The following is a 21,953-nucleotide window of genomic DNA, read 5'->3' as shown; positions in this document are numbered from 1 at the left end:
TTTAATCATAGACAGCCCTAATTGAGTTTAAGGTGATTTCGGCTAAATTCTCAATGGTTTGCTGATCAGTATTTAATGGCGGTAGCCAATATAAGGTGTTTCCCAAGGGTCTAAGTAGTGCTCCGCGCTTGAGTGCTTCTTGATAGAGCTGATAACCAACCCGTTTATTTTTTCTGACAGGCAAATCAGCTGCGACCATAGCCCCTATTGATCGGATGTGGTTTAACTTACCAGTAATTGCCGCCAGCTCTTGAAATTGTTGCTGCATGAAGCGCCCCAGTTTTTGTGCCTGCTCATTCATGTTTTCTGTTTCAATGACTTTAATAGTTGCCAGTGCCGCACTAACTGCTAGAGCGTGACCGCTATAGGTATGGGAATGAAGAAACGATTTACCTTTCTCATAATCATCATAAAACAAATCGTAAATGGGCTTATCGATAAGAACGCAGCTTAAAGGCATGGTTCCGGCGGTTAACCCTTTGGAAAGACAGATTAAATCGGGCTGAATATCAGCATGATGGCAAGCGAGCCATTGTCCCGTTCTACCAAACCCAGTCATGATTTCATCAGCAATCAAATAAATATCATTTTCTTTAGCCCAAGCTGCCAGTTTTTTTAAGAAATCAGCACTATAGCAACGCATTCCGCCTGCACCCTGAATAATTGGTTCAACAATAAGAGCACACGCTTTGTTCTTTATTTTTTCAAGAGCGAGTTTTATTTGTGGCCAATGAAAATCAGCATTATGCCATAAAAATTCATTATTATTAGAAACATAAGGAATCGCTTGCAGGAAATGACATTTGACACCATAGCCTATGTAAGGTTTTTTGTAGATCCCTAAATCACTAACACTCAATGTTCCTAAAGTTTCACCATGATAACTATTTTGCAGGGCGATAAATTCATTACGAGGTGATCCTTTTAACTGTTTGGCATGTAAAGCCAGCTTCATAGCAATTTCAACTGCGCTTGAACCATCGCTCGCGAAAAAGACATGCTGCTTTTGGCTAATAGCAGCCAGTTTTTCCCCCAGTTCGACTAGCAATGGATGAGTCGTGTTAGCGCTGATCACATGTTCGAAGCGGTCCAATTGCTCTTTAATCGCAGCAATGACGGTTGGATGGCCGTGGCCCAAGGATTTACACCACCAACTGGATAAGGCATCAATTATTGGACCTTGATCAGTGTAAAGATAACTTCCTTTTGCATGGTTAACGACCAGCGGTGGAGTTTGTTGTAGATCTTTCATTTGGGTACAAGGATGCCAAATATGTTTTAAATCTTTTTCAATGAGAGTGTGGTTAACCATCTTTCTATTTTTTGGTTGACAAGAAATTGCGTGACTTTATCATGTTCACCACGATAAAAAAAAGGGGGTGAAGTGTGAGTAATAATAATTCACGTTGGACATTTGATGAGGTGGCAAGTATTTATGAACAACCATTTAACGATCTTATTTATGCCGCACATGGCGTTCATAAGAGCAATCATCCGGCTAATTCCCTGCAATTGGCGAAATTACTAAGTATCAAGACAGGTGCATGTCCAGAGGATTGTGGTTATTGTTCACAAAGTGGCCATTATAAAACGCATGTGGAAAAAGAAAAATTAATGTCAGTCGAGCAGGTACTCGCTAAAGCAGAGGAAGCCAAGGAGAGTGGGGCTAAGCGCTTTTGTATGGGTGCTGCATGGCGTTGCCCTCCTGACAAGGCGATGCCCGAATTAAAAGCCATGATTGAGGGAGTTAAGGCAATGGGTTTAGAAACCTGTATGACCTTAGGCATGCTTGATCGTGAACAAGCTTGTGCGCTTAAAGAGGCGGGATTGGATTATTATAATCATAATATCGATACCTCTCCTTCTTACTACGGCAAGGTAACTACAACGCGTCAATTTAGTGATCGACTGGATACCATAGAAAATGTACGCAAGGCTGGTATTAATGTTTGCTGTGGCGGTATTTTAGGATTAGGGGAGAGCCGTGAAGACCGCATCGAGTTTTTGCTGACTTTGGCCAATATGGAAACTCCACCTGAAAGCGTTCCAATTAACCGCTTGATTCCAGTCGAGGGAACACCTTTAGCGAAATCGAAACAAGTAGAAGGAATTGAATTGGTACGGACTATTGCTACAGCGCGATTACTCATGCCTAAGAGTGCTATTCGCCTTACTGCCGGGCGCACTGAAATGAGTGATGAGTTGCAAGCATTATGTTATTTTGCAGGTGCCAATTCAGTGTTTATAGGTAATAAATTATTAACTGAAGACAATCCGCAACGCGATAAAGATAAATTTTTATTTGAGAAATTAGGGCTCAACGCCTTTGCCGAAGCATGATTAGTCAATCTCTTATTCTTTATTCAAAGCAGTTGCAACAGCAGGGTTTACATCGTAAACGAACACTGCCTGCCTGCTTTGATGAGAGGACAGTTATTAATTTCAGTTCGAATGACTATCTTTCATTAACTGCAGATGAACGAGTGAAAAAAGCGTTTCAAAGAGGTTTCGCTAACTATCCATCTGGTAGTGGTGGCTCCATGGTTGTTTGTGGCTATCATCCGGTGCACCGCGAACTAGAAAAGGCTTTTGCTTCGGCATTAGATGTTGATGATGCGCTCTTATTTAGTTCAGGCTATACAGCGAATTTGGGTGTTATCTCTTTGCTTGCCCGCTTTGAAGGGGAGCTCCTTATTGATAAGGCAGCACATGCTTCATTCTACGATGGTTTGAAACTTGCCAAAGCCAAATACAATCGATTTTTACATAATGATCTGGATAATTTGGCAATTAAATTACAGCCGATGACTTCCAATCCAGTTGTAATCACTGAAAGTGTATTTAGTATGAGTGGGCAAACCGCTCGTCTTGCTGAACTCGCGTGCTTGTGCGCCAGGCATAAAGCAGAGCTTATTGTGGATGAAGCGCATGCTTTTGGTGTGCTTGGTCCACAAGGGCTGGGAGCAGTAGCCCAATATGGATTAACCCAAAAAGAGGTGCCTTTGAGAATTATACCTTTTGGTAAAGCGTTTGCTTCCCAAGGCGCAATGGTTGTAGGTCAGGGAGAATGGATAGATGCCTTGTTACAGTCAGCTCGTTCTCATCTCTATTCAACGGCCGTGAGTCCAGCAATCGCCTATGGTTTGTTGGAAACACTAAGCATTGTTAGAGAGGCGGATGAACGACGACAAAAACTTTTGCATTTAATTAATTATTTTCAGCAAGCTATTAAGAGTTCGCCATTGAGATGGCGACATTCGCAAACTGCTATTCAGCAATTACAGTTGGGTTGCCCTCATCAGGCATTGGTTTATGCGCATTACTTACATGAAAAAGGAATTTTTTGCCAAGCGATGCGTGCGCCTACGGTGAGTAAAAAAGACACGGGCCTGCGAGTTATTTTGAATTATCATCATGAGCCTGCCCATATCGATTATTTATTTTCTCAATTACAACGGCTTTATGAATCTACATATTAATATTCAAGGTAAAGGACGTCCCTTGGTTTTTTTTCATGGATGGGGCTTTGATCATAGGGTATGGTTGCCGCTTGCCCGCCTTCTAAGTACTCGCTATTGCCTATATCTTGTTGATTTACCTGGATTTGGCCAAAGTCCAGTGATGAGTTGGGAAGTATTCAAAAGCCGGTTATTACAGCAACTACCCAAGCATTTTGCTTTAGCTGGCTGGTCAATGGGCGGTCTATTTGCTACTCGTTTGGCCCTTGAACAACCTGAGCGTATATCTTATTTGTTAAATATTGCTTCTTCACCACGCTTTATCAAGGAAAAGAATTGGCCCGGTGTTGAGCAGGCAATTTTTGATAATTTTTTTCAAAAATTAGCTTCTGAGCCGACAAGGACTATTTCTGAGTTTATTGCTCTGCAGCTAAAAGATCAGTCCTATAACTACAGTTTTCCACCAAGTCCTTCACTATCAGGTTTAGAAGCTGGATTACAGGTGTTGGCTGATTGGGATTTACGGCAATCACTTTATAGCTTTACCAAGCCAACTGGTTTTATGTTTGGACGGCTTGATGCAATTACACCCCGAATGACGATGGCGACTATGCAGAAACTGTATCCGTCTTTTGATTATATGATGTTTGATAAAGCCGCGCATATGCCATTTTTGTCACACCAAGATGAATTTATTGCTATTTTGGAGCGTATTTTACAATGAAGACCTTCTTTATTACTGGCACTGACACGAATTGTGGTAAAACCTATGTAACCTGCCAGTTATTAGATTATTTACATGAACAACAGAAAAAAAGTTTGGCCTTAAAACCAGTAGCTAGCGGATGCTTTCTAAGCAATGGGCAGTTGCTGAATGATGATGTCTTAAGTTTGCAAAAACATAATAGGAATCAGGATTACTCAATTAATGGCTGGCAGTTTCCCGCACCAATATCTCCACATCTTGCTGCGAAAGCAGCCGGTAGCTCTTTAACAGCACATGAAATCGCTGATTTCTGCTTGGGCCGGCAATTTGCTAATCATGATTATTTATTGGTTGAAGGAGCGGGGGGATTACTAGTACCATTAAACCATAAAGAAACCTGGCTGGATTTCCTAAACCTGATACAAATACCCGTAATCTTGGTAGTTGGCATGCGTCTGGGTTGTTTAAATCATGCTTTGTTGACAGCGAGTGTGTTAAAAAGTAATCGGACAACTTGTGTAGGATGGGTAGCGAATTGTCTGGATAAAGAGATGCTGGCTTTAACCGAAAACATCGCCACGTTATCCTTAAAAATGGAAATGCCGCTTTTGGCCACCATCCCGTATCAGGGAAAATTAATTGAAACTATTAAATTGTCACAACTGTTTTGTTAGTTTGTTGATGAACTCTTTCTTATTAATTACTCTGAGAGAAAAAGTAAGGGCGTTGAAGGGCCTAATGTATCGATTCCGAAAATGCCTTGATTTTAGTCATTCCATGCATTGTTCATAATCAGCTTGTTAGCTATAATTACCGTTTTTGAAAAAAATAATATAACTGAACAATCATCTGTGGAGATTTGTTGATGCCAATTTATGAATATGAGTGTACAAGTTGTCATCACCAGTTCGATCTGATGCAAAAAATAAGCGATGCTCCTGCGAAGCAGTGTCCGCGTTGTTTGGAAAATACAGCTGTGCGTCTGGTTTCAGCTGCCGGTTTTCAGTTAAAAGGAACTGGCTGGTATGCAACGGATTTTAAAAATAAAGGTAAGCAAGAGAACAAAAAGGACACCGTGGCTTCTGATAATACAGCAAAACCGGCGTCCGAAGAAAAAAAGACGACTGACTCCAAATCATCAACAACGAGTACAAAAGGTGATAAAGATTGAAATCTAAATATCTACGCAGTTATCTGTTAACGGGTTTGGTGGTATGGTTGCCCATTTTAGTCACCTTTGTGGTATTGCGTTTTATTGTTGATATCCTTGATAACACTATGGCTCTTTTGCCAAAAGCCTACCAGCCAGAGCAGCTTTTAGGGGTGCATCTGCCAGGTTTAGGTGTTGTTTTATCGCTGGCATTGTTGTTAGTGACGGGTATTATCGCAACCAACATTTTAGGGCAACGGTTAGTGATTTTTGGCGAAGCATTACTGGCGAGAATCCCATTGGTACGCTCTATATACAACGCAGCAAAACAAGTAATTCAGGCAGTTTTTGCTACCAATAGTCAGGCTTTTCGTAAAGTGTTGTTAATTGAATATCCTCGCAAAGACCTCTGGAGTCTTGCTTTTCTAACGGGTAAAACCAGTCCAGAGCTTTGTGCTCATACTGGAGAGGAAATGCTTTCTCTATTTGTACCAACAACCCCGAATCCCACATCAGGGTTTTTGTTGATGATACCCAAACGAGATGCGATTGAGTTATCGATGACTGTTGATGAGGCGTTGAAATTCATCATTTCTTTGGGAGTAATGCAAGGACCTCCACCATCGATCGGTTCGGAAGTGAAAATTTAAATTAGATAGGCGGCTTTTATGAGATCACATTATTGCACAAGAATTAACGAAACAATGATAGAACAATCAGTGAGCATTTGTGGCTGGATCCATAATCGTCGCGATCATGGTGGAGTTATTTTTTTAGATGTTCGGGATCGCTCTGGCCTCGTACAGGTTGTTTATGAGCCAGAATTTGCAGAAATATTTGCTATCGCTGAAACGCTGAGACATGAATTTGTTGTGCGGATTCAAGGTACAGTTCGCCATCGTCCGCAAGGCATGGTGAATGATAAAATGGCCACGGGCCGTATTGAAATACTTGGTACTGGGCTTGAAATCTTGAATCAGGCACAAACACCACCCTTTTTGCCAGATGATCATCAGTTTGTTAACGAAGATCTGCGTTATCGTTATCGATATCTCGATTTACGCCGTAGTGAGATGCAAAATAATCTGACACTGCGTCATAGAATGATACGTTGCATCAGAGAGTACCTGAATGCACAGGACTTTGTTGATATTGAAACTCCTATGCTTACTAAGGCCACACCAGAAGGGGCTCGAGATTATTTGGTTCCCTCCCGTGTTCATCCTGGTGAGTTTTATGCGCTTCCTCAATCACCACAGCTATTTAAGCAGTTGTTGATGATGTCTGGTTTTGATAAATATTATCAAATTGTACGTTGTTTCCGTGATGAAGACCTGCGTGCTGATAGACAACCTGAGTTTACCCAGCTTGATATCGAGATGGCCTTTATTGATCAAGGAGTTATTCAACAACTGATTGAAGGCATGTTAAAAAAAGTTTTTCAAGACATTCTACAGGTTGAATTACCGGAAACACTACCAAAAATGACCTATGCTGAAGCAATGCGCCGTTTTGGTAGTGATAAACCCGACCTGCGTATTCCTTTAGAACTGGTTGATATTGCAGATTTGGTTAAAGGCTGTGATTTCAATGTTTTTGCAGCCGCAGCGGATAATCCGGAGGGACGCGTTGTTGCCTTAAAGTTGCCCGGCGGTTGTGAGCTCAGCCGTAAAGAACTCGATGGTTATGGTCATTTTGTTGGTATATACGGAGCGAAAGGATTGGCTTATATCAAGGTCAACGACCTTGCTCAAGGCATGGATGGTCTACAATCACCTATCATTAAGTTTCTTTCTGAAAAAAATGTGAATGCTATTCTCGAGCGTGTTGAAGCTAAAACTGGCGATGTTATTTTCTTTGGTGCAGGACATGCTCAGTTAGTGAATGAGTCGATGGGGGCACTACGAATAAAATTAGGGCACGATAATAAATTGGTAGAACCCGGTTGGCGTTTGTTATGGGTGGTTGATTGGCCTATGTTTGAAATTGACATGAAAACAAACCAATTACAATCAATGCATCATCCTTTTACCTCTCCACAGGAGTTGTCGATTACTGCATTAAAACAAGGCCCAACAAAAACCTTGGCTAAGGCTTATGATATTGTTATCAATGGTTATGAAATTGGTGGTGGTTCAATTCGTATTCACCAACCACAACTGCAACAAGCTGTTTTTGATTTGTTAGGAATAGGAGAGGAAGAGGCGAAAGAGAAATTTGGATTCTTGTTAGATGCCCTGCAATATGGCTGTCCTCCGCATGGTGGTATAGCGCTTGGTATTGATCGCTTAGCCATGTTATTGACAGATTCTAATTCAATACGTGATGTTATCGCCTTTCCTAAAACACAGTCTGCCGCTTGTCCCTTGACTAATGCTCCGACAGCAGTTGGAAATGCACAACTTAATGAGTTAGGAATCCGTCTTGCACCTACGTCACAAATTAAATGAATTTTCGCTATTAAGTAGTACAGCCTCTGGTTGCAGGGGCTGGGTTTATTATTTTTTATTTTGTTTTCTTTCAATTCAATTCGCATCGTTGCCAGTCTTTGCCAAATCGGTTAGCAGCGCGAATAAGTTAATCGAGTACCTTGTACAGGAAAAGATTAATTTGACCTTGGCAATTAATAATATAAAGCTTACCGAATCACCAGCCAGTCTAGCTGATTATGAAAAGTTGCGTCAGGACAATGAAAAATTGATGGCTTTAAATCAGGCCAAGTTAGTTAGCCTTGAGAGTTTCCTGGTCAACCAAAAAAAATTGCAACAGGATTTTACTCAGCATTTAAAACGACTACAACAAACTCCTTTAGCTCAATCGGCGCAGATAAGTTCCCAAGAACGAATTGATAAAATTAACACCTTAAATGAGGTGAATAAAAAAACAATAGAGTTGCTTACTGAAAATTTAGTTCTGGCCAATCGCTATAATGATACGTTGGTTTTACAAAAGCAGCGTCTTAAGTTGTGGAAAGCTAAACAGCAAATGAATGAGCAATTGGAAAAATTGCGTAACCAGGATAGCCACCTTAATGATGCGCTAACCAGGCTTTATGAAAACAGTATTAAACTGCAACAAGACATTAAAAACGACAATGACACTAAGGTAAGCTACCTTGTTGAAGCAAAATTACTCTTGAATAATCAGATTATTAGCCTCACACAGCATAAAATTGCCGAGGTTGATTTACAAAAAAAACTGGTCAAGGCAGATTATTTACTGCAAAAAAATCCGAATGTAGGTACTTTGCAAAGAATAACTGATATTTATAAAGACAGTATTATGCGCTTGTCTGAAATGGAGCAATCGCTAAAGAAGATGCAAATACTGATTGGTAATGAGCAGATTCATATAACTGATTCAAATTTGAATCAGCAATTTGTAACCTTATTGACTATTATTAATTCGCGCATTAAAGGTCTTGTAATCCAACAACAAACCCTGCAAGAAGATCTTGAAAATCACGAACAGGAATTAAAAAAACAATTATCTGTACGGCAAACGCTAAGTGAATATCGAATGGATAGCTGGTTATCCATTATTCAGCAATTAGTTCATCTACCTACTCAATTATATAATTACCTTAAGTCACTCAGCTTGAAGGTAAGAGACAATTACGTTTGGCAGGATGTCTTGCCAGCGACGCTCATGTGGGTAGCGTTACTGTTAGTTGTTCTTGGTGCTTTTAGTTTGTATAAGGTATTAAAGCGGTTGACGCGCAATAGGGAACGTTCGCGCTTATCTGCCCATCTTTATGATGGCGCCATAATTTTGCTGAGTCGTAATATTCCCCATTTGGCTTTTGCAACAGCAGTTATGTTGGTACTTTATTTAAATCAAGTACCTTTTTCCAATTATCAATTGTTGCTGAATCTATTTTTTGTCTGGCTTATTTTTCGCCTGCTAATTCTTATTGCTCGTTTGACCTTATTAGAGAGGGTAAGTGATTCTTCGGGCACAGATGTCCGCTTGTACTACCGTATTAAATGGCTTTTATTAGCTGGAGGATGGACTAGTGCCTTGATGGTAATCAGTCATCTGCTTCCTCTTTCATCTATGTTACAAGATATCTTTAATCGTTTATTTATGCTGTTCTTACTCGCTGTTTCAATAGTGAGTTGGAAGAGCAGGGAAGTGATTACTCATTTATTGCACCCTCTCTTGAAAACGAAAAAAAGATATTTCCGTAACGCTGTTATGTTGTTGGTGGTTTTAATCCCCTTAACTTTATTCACTACGGCGATTATAGGGTTAGTGGGATATATCAATTTGGCTTGGATAATGAGTCGTTATCAGGTGCAAATTTTATTAGTAATTACTGCCTATGTCGTGAGTAGAGGACTAATTGTTGATGTATTGGATTTGATATCCGAGTGGATGATTTCTTCTTTAAGTAATGGATGGCTTTGGATTGAAGTTTTACTAAAACCTTTGGATAAAATATTACGTGTTTTATTATTCATTTTTAGCGTGCTTGTTTTATTTCAATTATTTGGTTGGTATTCAGATCCAGCTGTCATGGCTGGCGTAGAGAAATTTAGCAAATATCCACTAGTCAACTTGTCGGGAATATATATTACAATCACCAGTATTGTTGAGTTTCTCATTTTATCATCTGTATTTGTTTGGGCTGCTAAATGGACAAGGGAATTTTGTTACCGTTGGCTTTACCGCGATGCAAGAGATGCGGGCATTCGTAATAGCTTATCGGTCTTCACACAATATGCAGTGATTCTGATTGGTGGTTTTATTACTTTACGTGTTTTGGGGCTGGATTTTAGTGGCATGTCGATGGTCATTGGTGGCTTGGCTGTGGGTATGGGGTTCGGTTTACGCGATTTTGCTTCGAATGTGGTTGGTGGATTAATGTTGCTCATCGAGCGACCTGTGCGTGAAGGGGATCTGATTACTTTAGGAACCTATGAGGGGCGGGTCGCTCATATTGGTATTCGTTCGATGCGAGTATCTTCTTGGGATAATATGGAAGTGCTGATTCCTAATGCGGAGACCTTCAATAAACCATTTACCAATTGGACACATCAAGACAGTATTGTTCGTACTGTAATTCCTATCAAGGTAAGTCGAGCAGATGATCCAGCAATGATCCAGCAACTCATTTTAGATGTTTTGGCAATTATTCCTGAAATAGTTGATGAGCCTGCGCCACAGGTCTTTTTGAAACAAATTGATGATGCACTTATTGAATTTGAAGTGCGTTATTTTATTAATGTGCAACTACATACACGGTTTGAGATCCGTTCCAAGGTCCTGTTTGCTATTACAGCCCAATTTAAAGCAGCCGGGGTCAAACCTCCCATTCCGCCAATTAGCATCGAACTGAAGGAAGGTCAAAATGAGCCCTCTGTTGTCAAAGTATCCAGTGAAGGATGAAGCAGAACTACTTGCACGATGTCAATTAGTTGAAGGCTTGAGTTTTGCGCAACTGGGAAACCTGTTGCAGATTACTATCCCACGTGAGCAAAACAAGCGCAAAGGTTGGGCGGGGCTTGCAATCGAACTAGCGCTTGGTACAACTGCAGGTACGAAGCCTGTACCGGATTTTACGCAACTTGGTATTGAATTAAAGACTGTGCCACTCAATGCACAAGGTAGACCGGCTGAGTCGACGTTTGTCACGAGTATTCCCTTGTTAACCCTCCACCAGCAAGATTGGCTTTCTTCGCAATGCTATGCAAAATTAAAACGAGTCCTGTGGTTGCCGATTGAAGGCGATAAAAATATTCCTTTTGAACAGCGGCGAATAGGGCGGGGGTTTTTATGGTCTCCCAATCAGGCGGAAGAAGCAATTCTTGCGAATGATTGGCGTGAACTTAGCCTAATGATTAGCACTGGCCAATTGGATGAAATTAATGGCCGAATTGGCCAGTATTTGCAGGTTCGACCCAAGGCTGCTAATGCTAAATCCTTATGCTATGGATTTGATAGTGAGGGAAATAAGATTTTAACCTTACCCAGAGGATTTTATTTACGTAGTCTGTTTACCGAACACATTATTAGGACAAATCAGCTTGTATAGAATAGGCCAATTAATACAATTGGCCTGGAGTGATTTAAGTTAGGTTGGCCTTGGCATAAATTTTCATAGCGGCTACTAAATACTCCACCAGATCAGGATGGTAGGTGTTATAAAAATTTCTGAAATCAGGATGATTGAGATACATTTGCCCCAGACCTTCGTAACTTAATCGGGTAGGTGTCCAAAAATTTTTTACCCAGTTATAATGTCGTTGAATCAAAGCCAGTACTTCTTTAGCCTCAGGTTTGAGATGGTTATTCATTGCTTTAACAAGCTCTTGATTGATTTTTTTCCCTTCCTCTTGATGTTGTTGCCAATGCCCTTTTTTCCAATGACGTATATTTTGCCAACTCTCGTCAATTTCTTGTTGGCTTAGCGTACCGCTATTAAGCAGGTAATTTTCATATTCCTGCTGTTTATCTGCATCAAAGCCTTGGTACATTTCAACCTCTTTCATGATTAATTTTCCTCTTAGATGGGAGATAGTTTTGTCAATTGTCTTGATCAGTGTTTCTGTCTTGGCAAGACTTCTTAAGAGGATTGTTTTGTGAGTATTCAAGGCTTCAATTTTGTCGAAGTCATGATTACAAACTATCCTCTGTATATCATTTAGAGGAAAACCGAGCTCGCGGAAAAATAAAATTTGCTGCAGTATCAAAAGCTGCTCTTCTTCATAGTAACGATAATTATTATCACCGTAATAAGCTGGTTTTAATAAACCAATCTCATCATAAAAACGAAGAGTACGCGGGCTAACATTGGATAGCTTAGCTAATTTCTTTACCGTATAAGGCATTTTTGTCTCCTCTATTTGACAAAACCCACGATAAGGGCTGACGTAACGTTAATGTCAATAGATCAATGCATGAAATAAAAAAACTTTTTACTGGTGCTGTTTTTAACCGAGAATGCCACAAAATTAGTGTTGCATTCAAAATCAGATTCGTTAAAGTAATTGATGAGGATACCTATTTTACCACAGGAGTTGACGATGAAAAAAAAGAGCAAATTGATTTTTTCCTTAATGTTTTCAACAGTGTTACCGCTATCGACTTACGCAGCCAGCGTTGATTCTTCAGCACAACAAATCCAGCAATTAAATACTCAGATACAAGGTCAATTGAAGCAGATTCAAGCCCAGCAACAACAGCAAATTGATAAACTGAATGGGCAGCTACAAGTACAGATGAAGCAAATGCAAGCCCAATTGCAACAGCAAATCCAAAAGGTGAATGCTCAAACCCAGGCTCAAATGCAAAAAATGCAAGCTCAATTGCAAGAGCAAATTAGGCAGGTACAACAGCAAACTATAAAAGGAACATAACCTGTTATCCACGGTTTATAGTGCTACCTCCTTGTGCATTTATTGACAATAAATGTGAATAGGCTATGCTTTTATTGTGCATTGCAGCATAAAAGGAGGGTATCATGTTAGAACAAACCTATCTTAAAAATGTACCTGACCATATCCAGAGGCCTATACAAGAGTTAATCACGCTAAATTTTAGAACGCTGCAAAATTTTTCCTATTTAAGACCGGAAGAATTAAATAATTTGCGTCAGCCACAAGAGATTTTGCAAAAAAACGTCGCAGTTTTTTTTGAAAACGGTTATAAAACACTGAGTTATTTTCAAGAGGCGTTTTCTATTTTTGAGAAGCATTTATTGTCTCTTGGAGATCAAGTGCAAGATCGTGGGATTGGTTCGAGTAGTTGGTACTCGGGTAGAGTGCAGTAAATATAATTCTTATGATTTCTCCTTGATTTTACCCTTAAGTCCCGTATTGGATAGCACTAATATGGGGCTAATATTTTGACTAATAATGCACTTCCCCGAATTAAATTAATTCTGGTGACTTAAGGAAGCAATGAAAAAGAAAGCATTTCTTTGTTTTCATTAATTACATTGTGAGAATTTAATTGTCATTTATTGGGCAAATTAGTACAATTATGGCAATTTTTAACTAAGTGTTGCTTTTGGCCTATATGACATTAACTGTCCCCAATAAATCTCATGAATCAGGTTATATTTTTCAACTTACCCGCAAAATGGATGAGAAAGGACGATTTATAGCCAAAAAATTTCATTTATTTTCGCTGTATTTGGCTATTGATAGCGGCAAGCTGTCCGGTAGCATGATCAAATATTACTTCGATGTTTTTCTTGCAAATGGTGATTTAGCCAGCAAAGCAATGCAGGCATGGCTGAAAACACCGGGGGGTATGGCTGCAGCAACGTCAAGCGGGATTGGTCTTGTTGCTTTTTCACTCTTGGCCACTCATTTCAGTGACAAAGATAAAAATCTTTTTAAGCGTTACATTGCAGTTACCTGGCCTTATACCCGAGATTCCCTCAAGGCGCTAAGAAATGCTTATCGTGCTGTAAGCAGCACATTTACTTTAATGAGTCTGCTTGAGATTGAGGATTTACGACATCTTATTGTTCCTGCTGGCGTGTTGTTAGGTGGTTTATCAATACTGAATCGTGTTTGGTATCGTCGTATTGTTGAACAACGCAAAGCGCTTTTAGCAGATAATGAAATGCTGCTTTCTATCGTTGAAGCGATAGATGACGCTAACCTAGAGGAAATCAAAGCGTTCCGTCAATACATAAAAGGACAATCACAACAGTTAAAAAACCATGCTCTATTGTCAGCAGCAGCCATGGGTATGGTTGATGGTCTCAATCCCTATATTGGAGCGCTTGGACTTTGTGTTTTAACGCCCAATATGCTAGCAGTCATTACGGTTTTTTGTGGACTTTATTTGTTGGGTAATTTGGTAATGCGAGTTTCTGATGAAATCAATTCACAGCGTCAGTTGAACAGAGCCCAAATTAATATTGAACTAGCTTTATGCCAAAAGGAAATGACTTATTTAGGTAAACAACTTGCTGATGGCGAGCTGGAACTTAATGATAGAGTAATACAAAAAATCGAACATCTGAGCGCTTTACATCAACAATTGACTGATAAGCTAAAAGAAGAAAATGCAGTAGTATTACCCCCTCTCCTAAAAGGCTTAAAAAATGGTTTGGCTGCTTATAAATATGTGATGCTAACGATAAGTACGGTGCTCTTTTTATCCCCTATAAAGTTGCAGACTTTTCAGCCTATTGAGCGAGCTATTTTAGGAATGGCTGCGTTAACATTTGCTTCGGTGCATGCTTTAATAGTCGATCATAGACAACAAGCTAAAAGCCAGAAACTGGAAAGAGAGATTGGCAGTGAGAAGCAACAACAAAGAAGTTCAAGTCTCTCGTTTAATCTTTTATTACAATGGCTTATTGCTGTTCCAGCGCATGTTTTAAACAAAATTACGGAATCACAACTAATTCCTGATTATGCAAAAAAACTGGGGAGCGAGAAGCAAACTAATAAAGAGCCAAAACTGGTTTCTCCAACAAAATATGGTGAAGTAGCATTTTTTTATATGCCAAAATTAACGGTCTCTTCACACTATCCACAACCTCCCTCTAAACCATTGTTACAAGCAACAACATCAATAGCTGCGTTTGGTTAAGAGCGACTTATTATGTAATCGTTTACAGGGTAGTCTCTGATCTTTCGTCGTTGCCAGTCTTGACGAGCAATCTAGATGATATTGCATGAAGGATTTGAACTGGATTAATTCACTTTGTTCGCAATGACGACTGGTTTTTATCTGGTTCTCAAAAAATGACATACCGCGTGAGTCCCAATCTTATTTTGGTTATAATTTAGTCTAATTGCGAATAAAGAGGTTTTTTTTGTGATATAATTCACAGAATTTTATTTCTGTGGGTTGGTCCGATGTTTGGTGGTCGATTGAGTGGCAAGCAGTTAAGTAAACGACTTATCACTTTTTTTCTCATGCTGTTTTTTTCGCTATCTTATGCAGTAGAAGTGCCTATTTACGATTTTTCAATCAAGGCATATACACAAAATATTAATGATTACCTACCTTCAGATAGCGCGGATTATGAAGTCCCGTTATTAAAGCCTGACTATCAAGCTGCTCAATTACAACAATTCTATAAACATTACTACGCAACTGACGCGCAAGCACTCTCACCATGGAGCGAGCAAATGGTGAAATCCATTTTACCTGTGGTGAAAAAAATTGAACTCCAAATTTTAGACGATTTTGATAATCAAAATAAGACTGGTGCTGATCGCCACTATGCCGAGAATTTTAAAGAACATGATGAGAGTTGGTTAAATCAAATTAAGCAGAATATGGATGTTTATGCACTGGATAATGTTGAATATCAAGAAAAGAACAAAGCGATTACCGTTAATAATACTTATGCACGTGCCTTACCAGACATGGCCCCAGATTTTTTTCATTTCAGTCTGCCCGGACAGGGTTTTCCTTTTGACAACTTACAAGAATCTGTCATTTGGGCTGGAACACCGCTTTATGTTTTCGCTGTTTCGCAGGATAAGGCCTGGTCGCTGGTATTAACTCCAGATGCCTATTTTGCCTGGGTTAAAAGTAGCGATATAGCCTATGCCTCTAGTGGATTCATTGGTCAATGGCAAGCTGCTGCCCAGAAAGGCCTTGTGGCTATAACTGAAACAGGCGCCACGGTTGTTGATAAGCGGCAACATTTTCAATTTACAGGTTACATTGGTGCTGTATTTCCTCTTGCCCAGCGTGATGAAGAGACAATTTCTATCTTAATTCCAGTAAAAAATGCACATCAGCAAGCAGTGGTGACAATGGGGAGCGTCAGTAAAAACGCTGCAAGTGTAATGCCGTTGATCGCATCGAAAAAAAATATGGTCAGACTCATCAAACAATTACAGAATCGCCCATACGGATGGGGTGGCGCTTTCTTTTTTAATGACTGCTCTCAGGAAATGAAGAGTTTGTTTACTCCACTTGGTATTTGGTTACCTAGAAACACAGCACAACAGGCAAAGTTGAGTTCAACGGTGGATTTATCAAAAAATAAACTGGAGACACGTCTTAATTTGCTGCAGCAAAAGGGACATCCGCTTATGACTATTATTTATATTAATGGTCATGTCATGTTGTATGTGGGCAAAAAGAAAATAAATCAAAATGTGGAAGCAATCACTTATCAAAATGTCTGGGGCCTTTCTCCTGCTAATGGGGATAAGCGCTATATGATTGGTCAGGCAGTTTTTTTACCGTTGCTTAAATATTATCCTGAAAATCCAGAGATTAATTCACCAGCAAACAAAGGATTTTTTAAATTGGTTTATCTTGATGCCTTGGATACTAAGGCACTTACACCACAGATGTTTAAAAAGCGCTTTATTGATACCACTCCAGCTATGAATGTGGAAGATCCCATACTATGAGATATAAACTAATAATTGCTCTTTTGGCTATAGCATTCGCTATTTTGATGATTGAGAAATCAAAGCAAAGTTCAAGTGAAAATTGCCAGAAACTTGTTAGTACCATGAAGCTGCAAGATTTACCCTTATCCACGTCACAATTAATTATTGTCAAATCAAAGGATGGTTTTAAAGCAGAAATGAGTATCTGTCAGCGAGAAGGAACAATGTGGCAGGATACAATGCCCCCGTTTCCTGTAGTGATTGGTAAAGCGGGCGTAGCCTCTTTAGGTGAAAAGAAGGAAGGGGATATGAAAACCCCGGCAGGCTTATATTCTCTAGGTCCAGCATTTGGTTCGCAACCGTTAGCGCTTGAAATGGATTATAAATATATCACTGCAGAAGATAAATTTGTGGATGATGTAAACTCTAAAAGTTATAACACCTGGGTTAATGGTAAAACGGATGCCAAAAGCTACGAGTCAATGTTGATTGATGAATATAAAATGGGTTTGGTAATTAATTACAATACGGATCCTGTTATTCCTGGCGCTGGAAGTGCTATTTTTATACATTTGTTAACCTCTTCTGACACAGGCACTCATGGTTGTGTAGCGATGGATAATCAGCATTTATCAATACTTCTTCATTGGCTTGATAAAAAGCAGCAACCCTATATCCATATCGATTAAGAAGTGGTGTTTAACTCCACAACGACATACCCATGGTCATTCAATAGGAGTTTATGTGCGGAAGAAAGGCATTTTTGCTCTAAAGTATGGGCTAACCATTGGCAATCTTCAAAGTGAGCAGAGTGGAGCTGAAAATTTTTTAGCGACAAGGGTACTATTTCGAGACGTAAAAACTCTAAACTTTGTGCATCAAAATCCAGAAAATACATTAAAGACAAATAAGTCTTAAATTCTTCGTAGCCTTCAATCCCTTCATAATCATTAATAAAATCACCACAGCCATAAAATATGGGGCAACTCTTATAAATTTCGAAACCAATTGGATGATGAGATGAGTGACCGTGAATTAAACCAACTCCTGCTTTATCCACGAGCTCATGGGCAAACAGTTGGTGAGCGTAGGGGATATGATAGCCCCAATTGCCACCCCAATGGATACTGACGATGCATAAATCACCAGGTTTTTTATGGCTGGTAATTTTTTCCCGAACCCGCTTGAGTGAATTAGAATTTAAATCATCAAGTAACCAGACTCCTGGCTGATTTTGAGTGGCTTGCCATTCCGAGGGAATGCCACTTGAGCGAATCCCCATAGAGAATACCAAGATACGTTTTTTAGAGATGGGAAGAATAGCAGGTGTTTGAGCTTCTACTATGTTTCGGCCAGCCCCAGCATAAGCAATATGATTTTTTTGCAGAACTGAAAGGGTTTCTCTCAGGCCTTCCATATTCCAATCCAGGATGTGATTGTTGGCGAGTGTGCAGACATTAATATTTGCCGTGGTTAATGCAGTTATATTGTCTGGGCTCATACGATAATTTATTCCTTTGTGGGGCCAAGGAATATCATGACTGGTAACACTGGTTTCGAGATTAATGAGCTTTAACTGCGGCTGGCGAAGCTGCCATTCTTTCAGAGCATCGCCCCATAAATAATTATCATTGACAGGATAAGGTATAGAGCCGTTCACTGATTCAGCGAGTCGTACATAATCTCTGGCATCAGTCAGATAAGACTCATAAATTCTCGGGTTGGCTGGATGAGAGAGGATTTGATCAATTCCTCTGCCAGTCATGACATCCCCACATAAAAAAATCCTAATTTTTTCCACGCTTGTAGCTCCCAAAATGACTTTCCTGCAACAAAGCGTCCAAACATGGTTAAAAAGTATAGCTCATGAGGATAATTTAAAGTGTTCAGAATATTTCTATTAGTAATATAAGCTAAAGTTTAAATCTCTTGAGGAAGCTAGGTTAGCGATAATTTATTTAGCGGCCTTGACGTATTGGTTGTTTGATCATTCGCCAGTAATATGTTTCTGGAGAGAGGATTACAATGTGCTGCGGCAGTAGCACGTCTTTTAAATAGCAAGGGCGGATAGAGAAGAATGGGCAATCCTTTGCCCTGATTTTCAGTTAATTTGTTATCGAGGCTATGCTTCAATTTTAGGCCTGGGACCACGGCTAATATCAAACAAATCCAAAGGTGTAGGTGTAGCTCTGGTTATGCTTGCCATCTCTAGTTCCGGAACTTGTATAGCTGCGGTTTGCTGCAAGTCTTCTTTTTCCTCTAGCACAGGAGCTGGCTGGTTAGGCAATATATTTTTACTCAATAAACGCTGAATAAAAATATCATAATATTGCGGGCTGGGAATTTTTATAGACAATGTATTTTTTTCCCTGTTACGTACAGCATTTATTGGTTCATTAATTAATTTTCTATCCATTAACTCTTGACTAAAAAGGGCTAATTCCTGTTCTACTGCATCAAACAATTCATCTAAAGTTCCTGGAGGCAAATCACGCTTACCCTCAAACAAGAGCTCACCATTCTCCATGTCCAGTTTAATGGTTAATAAGGCATCGAGATTGGAGAATTCAAGCTCTAAGTCTGCATCTTCGGCTAATGCCCACATGCCACTTTCAAGAAGAAACTGGACGAGTTTTTCATTTTCGGCCACTGGTTTCAAAACAGGCCACGGAGATCCTGACATCGATTGCGTATTATCCTGAGTTTCTCCTGCGGCACCGCCATCGCCGCCGCCACCACCGCCACCGTGACCGCGGCATATTGGTAAACCTAATGCACGGCACATATTACAGGGATTGTTTTCGATGGCACGAGTACGTGAATCTTTCTGTGTATCTTTGGAGTTACTAACTTTCATAATGACGCTCTTTTAATTTTGTGCGTGAATTATAAAGTGGCTTTGTGTTCTATTTTCTTTGCAATTCTGAATTTTGCGAAATATTTACAATCAAATGGAACACTACCAGACCCATTAGGCCGTATCCAACTAACACGACTATTACATCGAGTTATGCAGTACTGCAGCTAAACTTAAACCAACAGCACTGATAATAGTCAAATCACAATGAAGTGTTTCTTTTTTTCCTTCTATGCTTTTCCTTTAGCTGGTGGTAAATAATGGGTAAAAATAATAGTAAAGCCAGGGCGATTAAAGGTAACAAAATTTCCGGAGAAAAAACAATATGCAAATCGGGTTTTTCATTTCTATCAAATATCAAGCCCAAGCTATTGCCAATCATGGCATAAATGAAAGCACCAGGAATAATGCCAATAAAGGTAGCAAGAATAAACGTTTTTGGTTTTACTTTTAAAAGTCCCGAAACAATATTAATTGCCCAGAAAGGGAAGACGGGTATGAGTCTTAGGATTATTAAATAAGAAAAAGCATTTTCATGAAATCCTTTTTTCATTTTTGTTATCCATTGTGTGGTTTTTTGGCTAAGCCATTCTCCAAGTGCACTATGCACTGCAAGAAATAACAGTGTCGCTCCAATAGTGGCACTGATAATGACATAGAGGGTTCCCCAAAAAATACCGAATAAAAAACCGCTTGTCAGAGTTAAAAAAAGTGCGCCGGGTACAGCGATTGCCACAGTCAGAATATAGGTTCCCATAAAGGCTAAAACGGTAGCCAAATAATGTGTTTTAGTCCAGGTAATGAGTTGCGTTCGATGTTCTTTTAATGAATCAAAGCTTAAGTATTGCCCTAACCGAAAATAGAAGAATAAAAACAATAATAGAAGTAATATAAGCAAAGGCAGTAAACGTTTTAATGGTATTTTTAACATTGATAGCCTTCCTTGGCCAAATTAGGTTACTTTATTATTTTAATTTCTCTTTATAAATGTGATTTGCTGAGGCCTGTACTGTCGGCATAATCGTCATTTCTGCAATATCAACATGGGCTGGTCTGGTTAAACAGTAGTAAGCCGCATCAGCAATGTCTTGTGCCAATAATGGTGAAAATTCCTTGTAAAATGATTGAGCTTTATTTTTATCACCCCAACGAACTTCACTGAATTCTGTCTCAACGGCACCGGGGGCTAATTCAGTGACTCTGATCGGTGTTCCCAATAAATCAAGACGCATCGATTTTGTAATGGCTCTAACGGCTTGCTTGGTAGCACAATACACGTTACCAGCAGGGTAACATTCTTGGCCTGCAATGGAACCAATATTAACAATATGTCCGTGATTCCGCACTAACATGCCAGGTAAAATACTACGGCTTACATAAAGTAAACCTTTGAGATTTGTATCGATCATGACATCCCAATTATCAACTGAGCCAACTTGGATGGGGTCGCTTGATAGTGCAAGCCCTGCATTGTTAATTAATATATCAATCGATTGCCAACTTGCTGGTAGAGTCCCCAGGCTTAGTTCTACTTCTGATTTATTCCTGACATCAAGGGCTAATGGTAAACAGTCTGTGCCATGCATGGAATAGAGCTCAGCTGCAAGATTATCAATTCGTTCTTTTCTACGAGCAGCCAAGATTAGTTTTGCACCGTTAGCGGCAAAAAGGCGAGCACAGGCTTCACCAATCCCGCTGGAGGCTCCAGTAATTAGGATAATTTTGCCGTGTAAATTCTGCATGGTGCTTATTCTCCCCATTTCATCTCAATAAAAAATTGTCTAATAAGAAAAACATAAGGTAGGTGATATACACATTTATGTCTACCCACTTTGCTTAAGGAGATAAAATTTGGCTATACCATTGATTATCACGCCAAGTATATTCAGTGACATCGGATAATTCATCCGAGCGCAATGCGTAAAAAACAAATTTTGTTGGTTTAAGGCGAAAACCACAGTAGAAGGGGTTAAATGGCAATAATTTTCTGCCGTATTCCATTTTAAGTTGCCGTTTTTTATTTTCGATCACTTCTTTAGAGGCTATAGGCTGTGTAGAGGTTGGTGCATAAGCAGTAAATCTGATTTGAGCTGTTTGTGGGTAGGTGTGCCAATAACGCTCATTTTCAACTTTTGATAATCGCTCAACGAATCCCTCAAGAATAACTTGCCGCTGTTTCAATTCAAACCAAAATAGTAGTGAGGCTCGCGGATTATTTTCCAACTCAATTACTTTCCTTGTTCCTTTCTGGGTGAAAAATAATAAAGCCTCCGTTGAAATTTCACGTATTGCAACAACACGGCTATGAGGTATAGCTTGCAAAGTTGCAGTTGACAATACAGCTTGTTTGGGATTAGGGGCGCCGGCTTCCTTTTCCTCATTGAGCCATTGATTTAAAAGTTCAAATGGCATAAATACCTCGCAAGAAAATCCGTTAAATCTATTTTTAATT

At 39.6% G+C, this 21,953-nt stretch carries 21 protein-coding genes; 14 read left to right on the top strand and 7 right to left on the bottom strand.

Annotated elements, in window-relative coordinates; all coding sequences use genetic code 11:
• Window position 1: 1 nt before the first annotated feature.
• Window positions 2–1,312, bottom strand: a complete 1,311-nt coding sequence (gene bioA, locus Lfee_RS14770) for an adenosylmethionine--8-amino-7-oxononanoate transaminase (protein WP_058447747.1) — start codon at window positions 1,310–1,312, stop codon at window positions 2–4.
• Between the two features lie 74 nt (window positions 1,313–1,386).
• Between bioA and bioB the strand changes: the two genes are divergently transcribed.
• The 9 genes from bioB (at window position 1,387) to mutH (ending at window position 11,351) form a co-directional block, all read left to right on the top strand.
• On the top strand, window positions 1,387–2,340 hold the full coding sequence (gene bioB, locus Lfee_RS14765) for a biotin synthase BioB (RefSeq protein WP_058447746.1): 954 nt from the start codon (window positions 1,387–1,389) through the stop codon (window positions 2,338–2,340).
• On the top strand, window positions 2,337–3,479 hold the full coding sequence (locus Lfee_RS14760) for an aminotransferase class I/II-fold pyridoxal phosphate-dependent enzyme (protein ID WP_058447745.1): 1,143 nt from the start codon (window positions 2,337–2,339) through the stop codon (window positions 3,477–3,479). Before bioB ends, Lfee_RS14760 begins: the two co-directional genes overlap by 4 nt.
• Window positions 3,463–4,182 (top strand): alpha/beta fold hydrolase, encoded by a 720-nt coding sequence (locus Lfee_RS14755; RefSeq protein WP_058447744.1) that lies wholly within the window; start codon window positions 3,463–3,465, stop codon window positions 4,180–4,182. Before Lfee_RS14760 ends, Lfee_RS14755 begins: the two co-directional genes overlap by 17 nt.
• Window positions 4,179–4,838 carry a dethiobiotin synthase gene (bioD, locus tag Lfee_RS14750; protein WP_058447743.1) on the top strand — a complete coding sequence of 220 codons (660 nt, stop codon included), beginning with the start codon at window positions 4,179–4,181 and terminating at the stop codon, window positions 4,836–4,838. The genes Lfee_RS14755 and bioD overlap by 4 nt, the downstream gene beginning before the upstream one ends.
• Window positions 4,839–5,029: 191 nt before the next feature.
• Complete coding sequence (locus Lfee_RS14745) at window positions 5,030–5,335, top strand: FmdB family zinc ribbon protein (RefSeq protein ID WP_058447742.1); 306 nt, start codon at window positions 5,030–5,032, stop codon at window positions 5,333–5,335.
• The gene (locus Lfee_RS14740; protein WP_058447741.1) at window positions 5,332–5,964 is read left to right on the top strand and encodes a DUF502 domain-containing protein; all 633 of its coding nucleotides are present in this window, start codon (window positions 5,332–5,334) and stop codon (window positions 5,962–5,964) included. Before Lfee_RS14745 ends, Lfee_RS14740 begins: the two co-directional genes overlap by 4 nt.
• 18 nt (window positions 5,965–5,982) lie before the next feature.
• Window positions 5,983–7,764 carry an aspartate--tRNA ligase gene (gene aspS / locus Lfee_RS14735; RefSeq protein WP_058447740.1) on the top strand — a complete coding sequence of 594 codons (1,782 nt, stop codon included), beginning with the start codon at window positions 5,983–5,985 and terminating at the stop codon, window positions 7,762–7,764.
• Complete coding sequence (locus tag Lfee_RS14730; RefSeq protein WP_058447739.1) at window positions 7,739–10,705, top strand: mechanosensitive ion channel domain-containing protein; 2,967 nt, start codon at window positions 7,739–7,741, stop codon at window positions 10,703–10,705. Before aspS ends, Lfee_RS14730 begins: the two co-directional genes overlap by 26 nt.
• Entirely contained in the window at window positions 10,668–11,351 is a 684-nt protein-coding gene (gene mutH, locus Lfee_RS14725; RefSeq protein ID WP_058447738.1) for a DNA mismatch repair endonuclease MutH, read from the top strand. The genes Lfee_RS14730 and mutH overlap by 38 nt, the downstream gene beginning before the upstream one ends.
• 34 nt (window positions 11,352–11,385) lie before the next feature.
• Here the strand turns inward: mutH and Lfee_RS14720 are convergent, their stop codons facing one another.
• Entirely contained in the window at window positions 11,386–12,147 is a 762-nt protein-coding gene (locus tag Lfee_RS14720) for a MerR family transcriptional regulator (protein ID WP_058447737.1), read from the bottom strand.
• Between the two features lie 195 nt (window positions 12,148–12,342).
• Here Lfee_RS14720 and Lfee_RS14715 point away from each other — a divergent pair, with 195 nt between their 5' ends.
• From Lfee_RS14715 to Lfee_RS14695, 5 genes are all read left to right on the top strand, one after another.
• Window positions 12,343–12,675 carry a hypothetical protein gene (locus Lfee_RS14715; protein WP_058447736.1) on the top strand — a complete coding sequence of 111 codons (333 nt, stop codon included), beginning with the start codon at window positions 12,343–12,345 and terminating at the stop codon, window positions 12,673–12,675.
• Between the two features lie 104 nt (window positions 12,676–12,779).
• Window positions 12,780–13,088, top strand: a complete 309-nt coding sequence (locus Lfee_RS14710) for a hypothetical protein (protein WP_058447735.1) — start codon at window positions 12,780–12,782, stop codon at window positions 13,086–13,088.
• Between the two features lie 239 nt (window positions 13,089–13,327).
• Window positions 13,328–14,872, top strand: coding sequence for a hypothetical protein (locus tag Lfee_RS14705; RefSeq protein ID WP_146751381.1), 1,545 nt, complete (start codon window positions 13,328–13,330; stop codon window positions 14,870–14,872).
• 269 nt (window positions 14,873–15,141) lie between these two features.
• Window positions 15,142–16,662 (top strand): SH3 domain-containing C40 family peptidase, encoded by a 1,521-nt coding sequence (locus Lfee_RS14700; RefSeq protein ID WP_058447733.1) that lies wholly within the window; start codon window positions 15,142–15,144, stop codon window positions 16,660–16,662.
• The gene (locus Lfee_RS14695; RefSeq protein WP_058447732.1) at window positions 16,659–17,333 is read left to right on the top strand and encodes a L,D-transpeptidase family protein; all 675 of its coding nucleotides are present in this window, start codon (window positions 16,659–16,661) and stop codon (window positions 17,331–17,333) included. Before Lfee_RS14700 ends, Lfee_RS14695 begins: the two co-directional genes overlap by 4 nt.
• On the opposite strand, the gene Lfee_RS14690 is transcribed toward Lfee_RS14695, so the two are convergent.
• From Lfee_RS14690 to Lfee_RS14670, 5 genes are all read right to left on the bottom strand, one after another.
• Window positions 17,330–18,445 carry a CapA family protein gene (locus Lfee_RS14690; protein WP_238584942.1) on the bottom strand — a complete coding sequence of 372 codons (1,116 nt, stop codon included), beginning with the start codon at window positions 18,443–18,445 and terminating at the stop codon, window positions 17,330–17,332. The genes Lfee_RS14695 and Lfee_RS14690 overlap by 4 nt on opposite strands.
• A gap of 321 nt (window positions 18,446–18,766) precedes the next feature.
• Window positions 18,767–19,501 (bottom strand): hypothetical protein, encoded by a 735-nt coding sequence (locus tag Lfee_RS14685; RefSeq protein WP_058447731.1) that lies wholly within the window; start codon window positions 19,499–19,501, stop codon window positions 18,767–18,769.
• Between the two features lie 202 nt (window positions 19,502–19,703).
• A complete protein-coding gene (locus Lfee_RS14680) occupies window positions 19,704–20,432 on the bottom strand; it encodes a TVP38/TMEM64 family protein (protein WP_064088277.1) in 729 nt (242 codons plus the stop codon).
• Window positions 20,433–20,466: 34 nt separating this feature from the next.
• Window positions 20,467–21,243, bottom strand: coding sequence for an SDR family NAD(P)-dependent oxidoreductase (locus tag Lfee_RS14675; RefSeq protein ID WP_058447730.1), 777 nt, complete (start codon window positions 21,241–21,243; stop codon window positions 20,467–20,469).
• Between the two features lie 94 nt (window positions 21,244–21,337).
• Window positions 21,338–21,913 (bottom strand): pyridoxine/pyridoxamine 5'-phosphate oxidase, encoded by a 576-nt coding sequence (locus Lfee_RS14670; RefSeq protein ID WP_058447729.1) that lies wholly within the window; start codon window positions 21,911–21,913, stop codon window positions 21,338–21,340.
• Between the last annotated feature and the right edge of the window lie 40 nt (window positions 21,914–21,953).

Origin of the sequence: Legionella feeleii (assembly GCF_001467625.1) — a bacterium.
GTDB lineage: Bacteria > Pseudomonadota > Gammaproteobacteria > Legionellales > Legionellaceae > Tatlockia > Tatlockia feeleii.
This window is presented reverse-complemented; position numbering and strand designations above follow the sequence as displayed.

What these genes read in the sequence shown, in the direction of transcription:
- bioA (WP_058447747.1), bottom strand. Translation starts at nt 1,312, where the DNA reads ATGGTTAACCACACTCTCATTGAAAAAGATTTAAAACATATTTGGCAT.
- Lfee_RS14760 (WP_058447745.1), top strand. Translation starts at nt 2,337, where the DNA reads ATGATTAGTCAATCTCTTATTCTTTATTCAAAGCAGTTGCAACAGCAG.
- Lfee_RS14755 (WP_058447744.1), top strand. Translation starts at nt 3,463, where the DNA reads ATGAATCTACATATTAATATTCAAGGTAAAGGACGTCCCTTGGTTTTT.
- bioD (WP_058447743.1), top strand. Translation starts at nt 4,179, where the DNA reads ATGAAGACCTTCTTTATTACTGGCACTGACACGAATTGTGGTAAAACC.
- Lfee_RS14745 (WP_058447742.1), top strand. Translation starts at nt 5,030, where the DNA reads ATGCCAATTTATGAATATGAGTGTACAAGTTGTCATCACCAGTTCGAT.
- aspS (WP_058447740.1), top strand. Translation starts at nt 5,983, where the DNA reads ATGAGATCACATTATTGCACAAGAATTAACGAAACAATGATAGAACAA.
- mutH (WP_058447738.1), top strand. Translation starts at nt 10,668, where the DNA reads ATGAGCCCTCTGTTGTCAAAGTATCCAGTGAAGGATGAAGCAGAACTA.
- Lfee_RS14720 (WP_058447737.1), bottom strand. Translation starts at nt 12,147, where the DNA reads ATGCCTTATACGGTAAAGAAATTAGCTAAGCTATCCAATGTTAGCCCG.
- Lfee_RS14715 (WP_058447736.1), top strand. Translation starts at nt 12,343, where the DNA reads ATGAAAAAAAAGAGCAAATTGATTTTTTCCTTAATGTTTTCAACAGTG.
- Lfee_RS14710 (WP_058447735.1), top strand. Translation starts at nt 12,780, where the DNA reads ATGTTAGAACAAACCTATCTTAAAAATGTACCTGACCATATCCAGAGG.
- Lfee_RS14700 (WP_058447733.1), top strand. Translation starts at nt 15,142, where the DNA reads ATGTTTGGTGGTCGATTGAGTGGCAAGCAGTTAAGTAAACGACTTATC.
- Lfee_RS14695 (WP_058447732.1), top strand. Translation starts at nt 16,659, where the DNA reads ATGAGATATAAACTAATAATTGCTCTTTTGGCTATAGCATTCGCTATT.
- Lfee_RS14685 (WP_058447731.1), bottom strand. Translation starts at nt 19,501, where the DNA reads ATGAAAGTTAGTAACTCCAAAGATACACAGAAAGATTCACGTACTCGT.
- Lfee_RS14680 (WP_064088277.1), bottom strand. Translation starts at nt 20,432, where the DNA reads ATGTTAAAAATACCATTAAAACGTTTACTGCCTTTGCTTATATTACTT.
- Lfee_RS14675 (WP_058447730.1), bottom strand. Translation starts at nt 21,243, where the DNA reads ATGCAGAATTTACACGGCAAAATTATCCTAATTACTGGAGCCTCCAGC.
- Lfee_RS14670 (WP_058447729.1), bottom strand. Translation starts at nt 21,913, where the DNA reads ATGCCATTTGAACTTTTAAATCAATGGCTCAATGAGGAAAAGGAAGCC.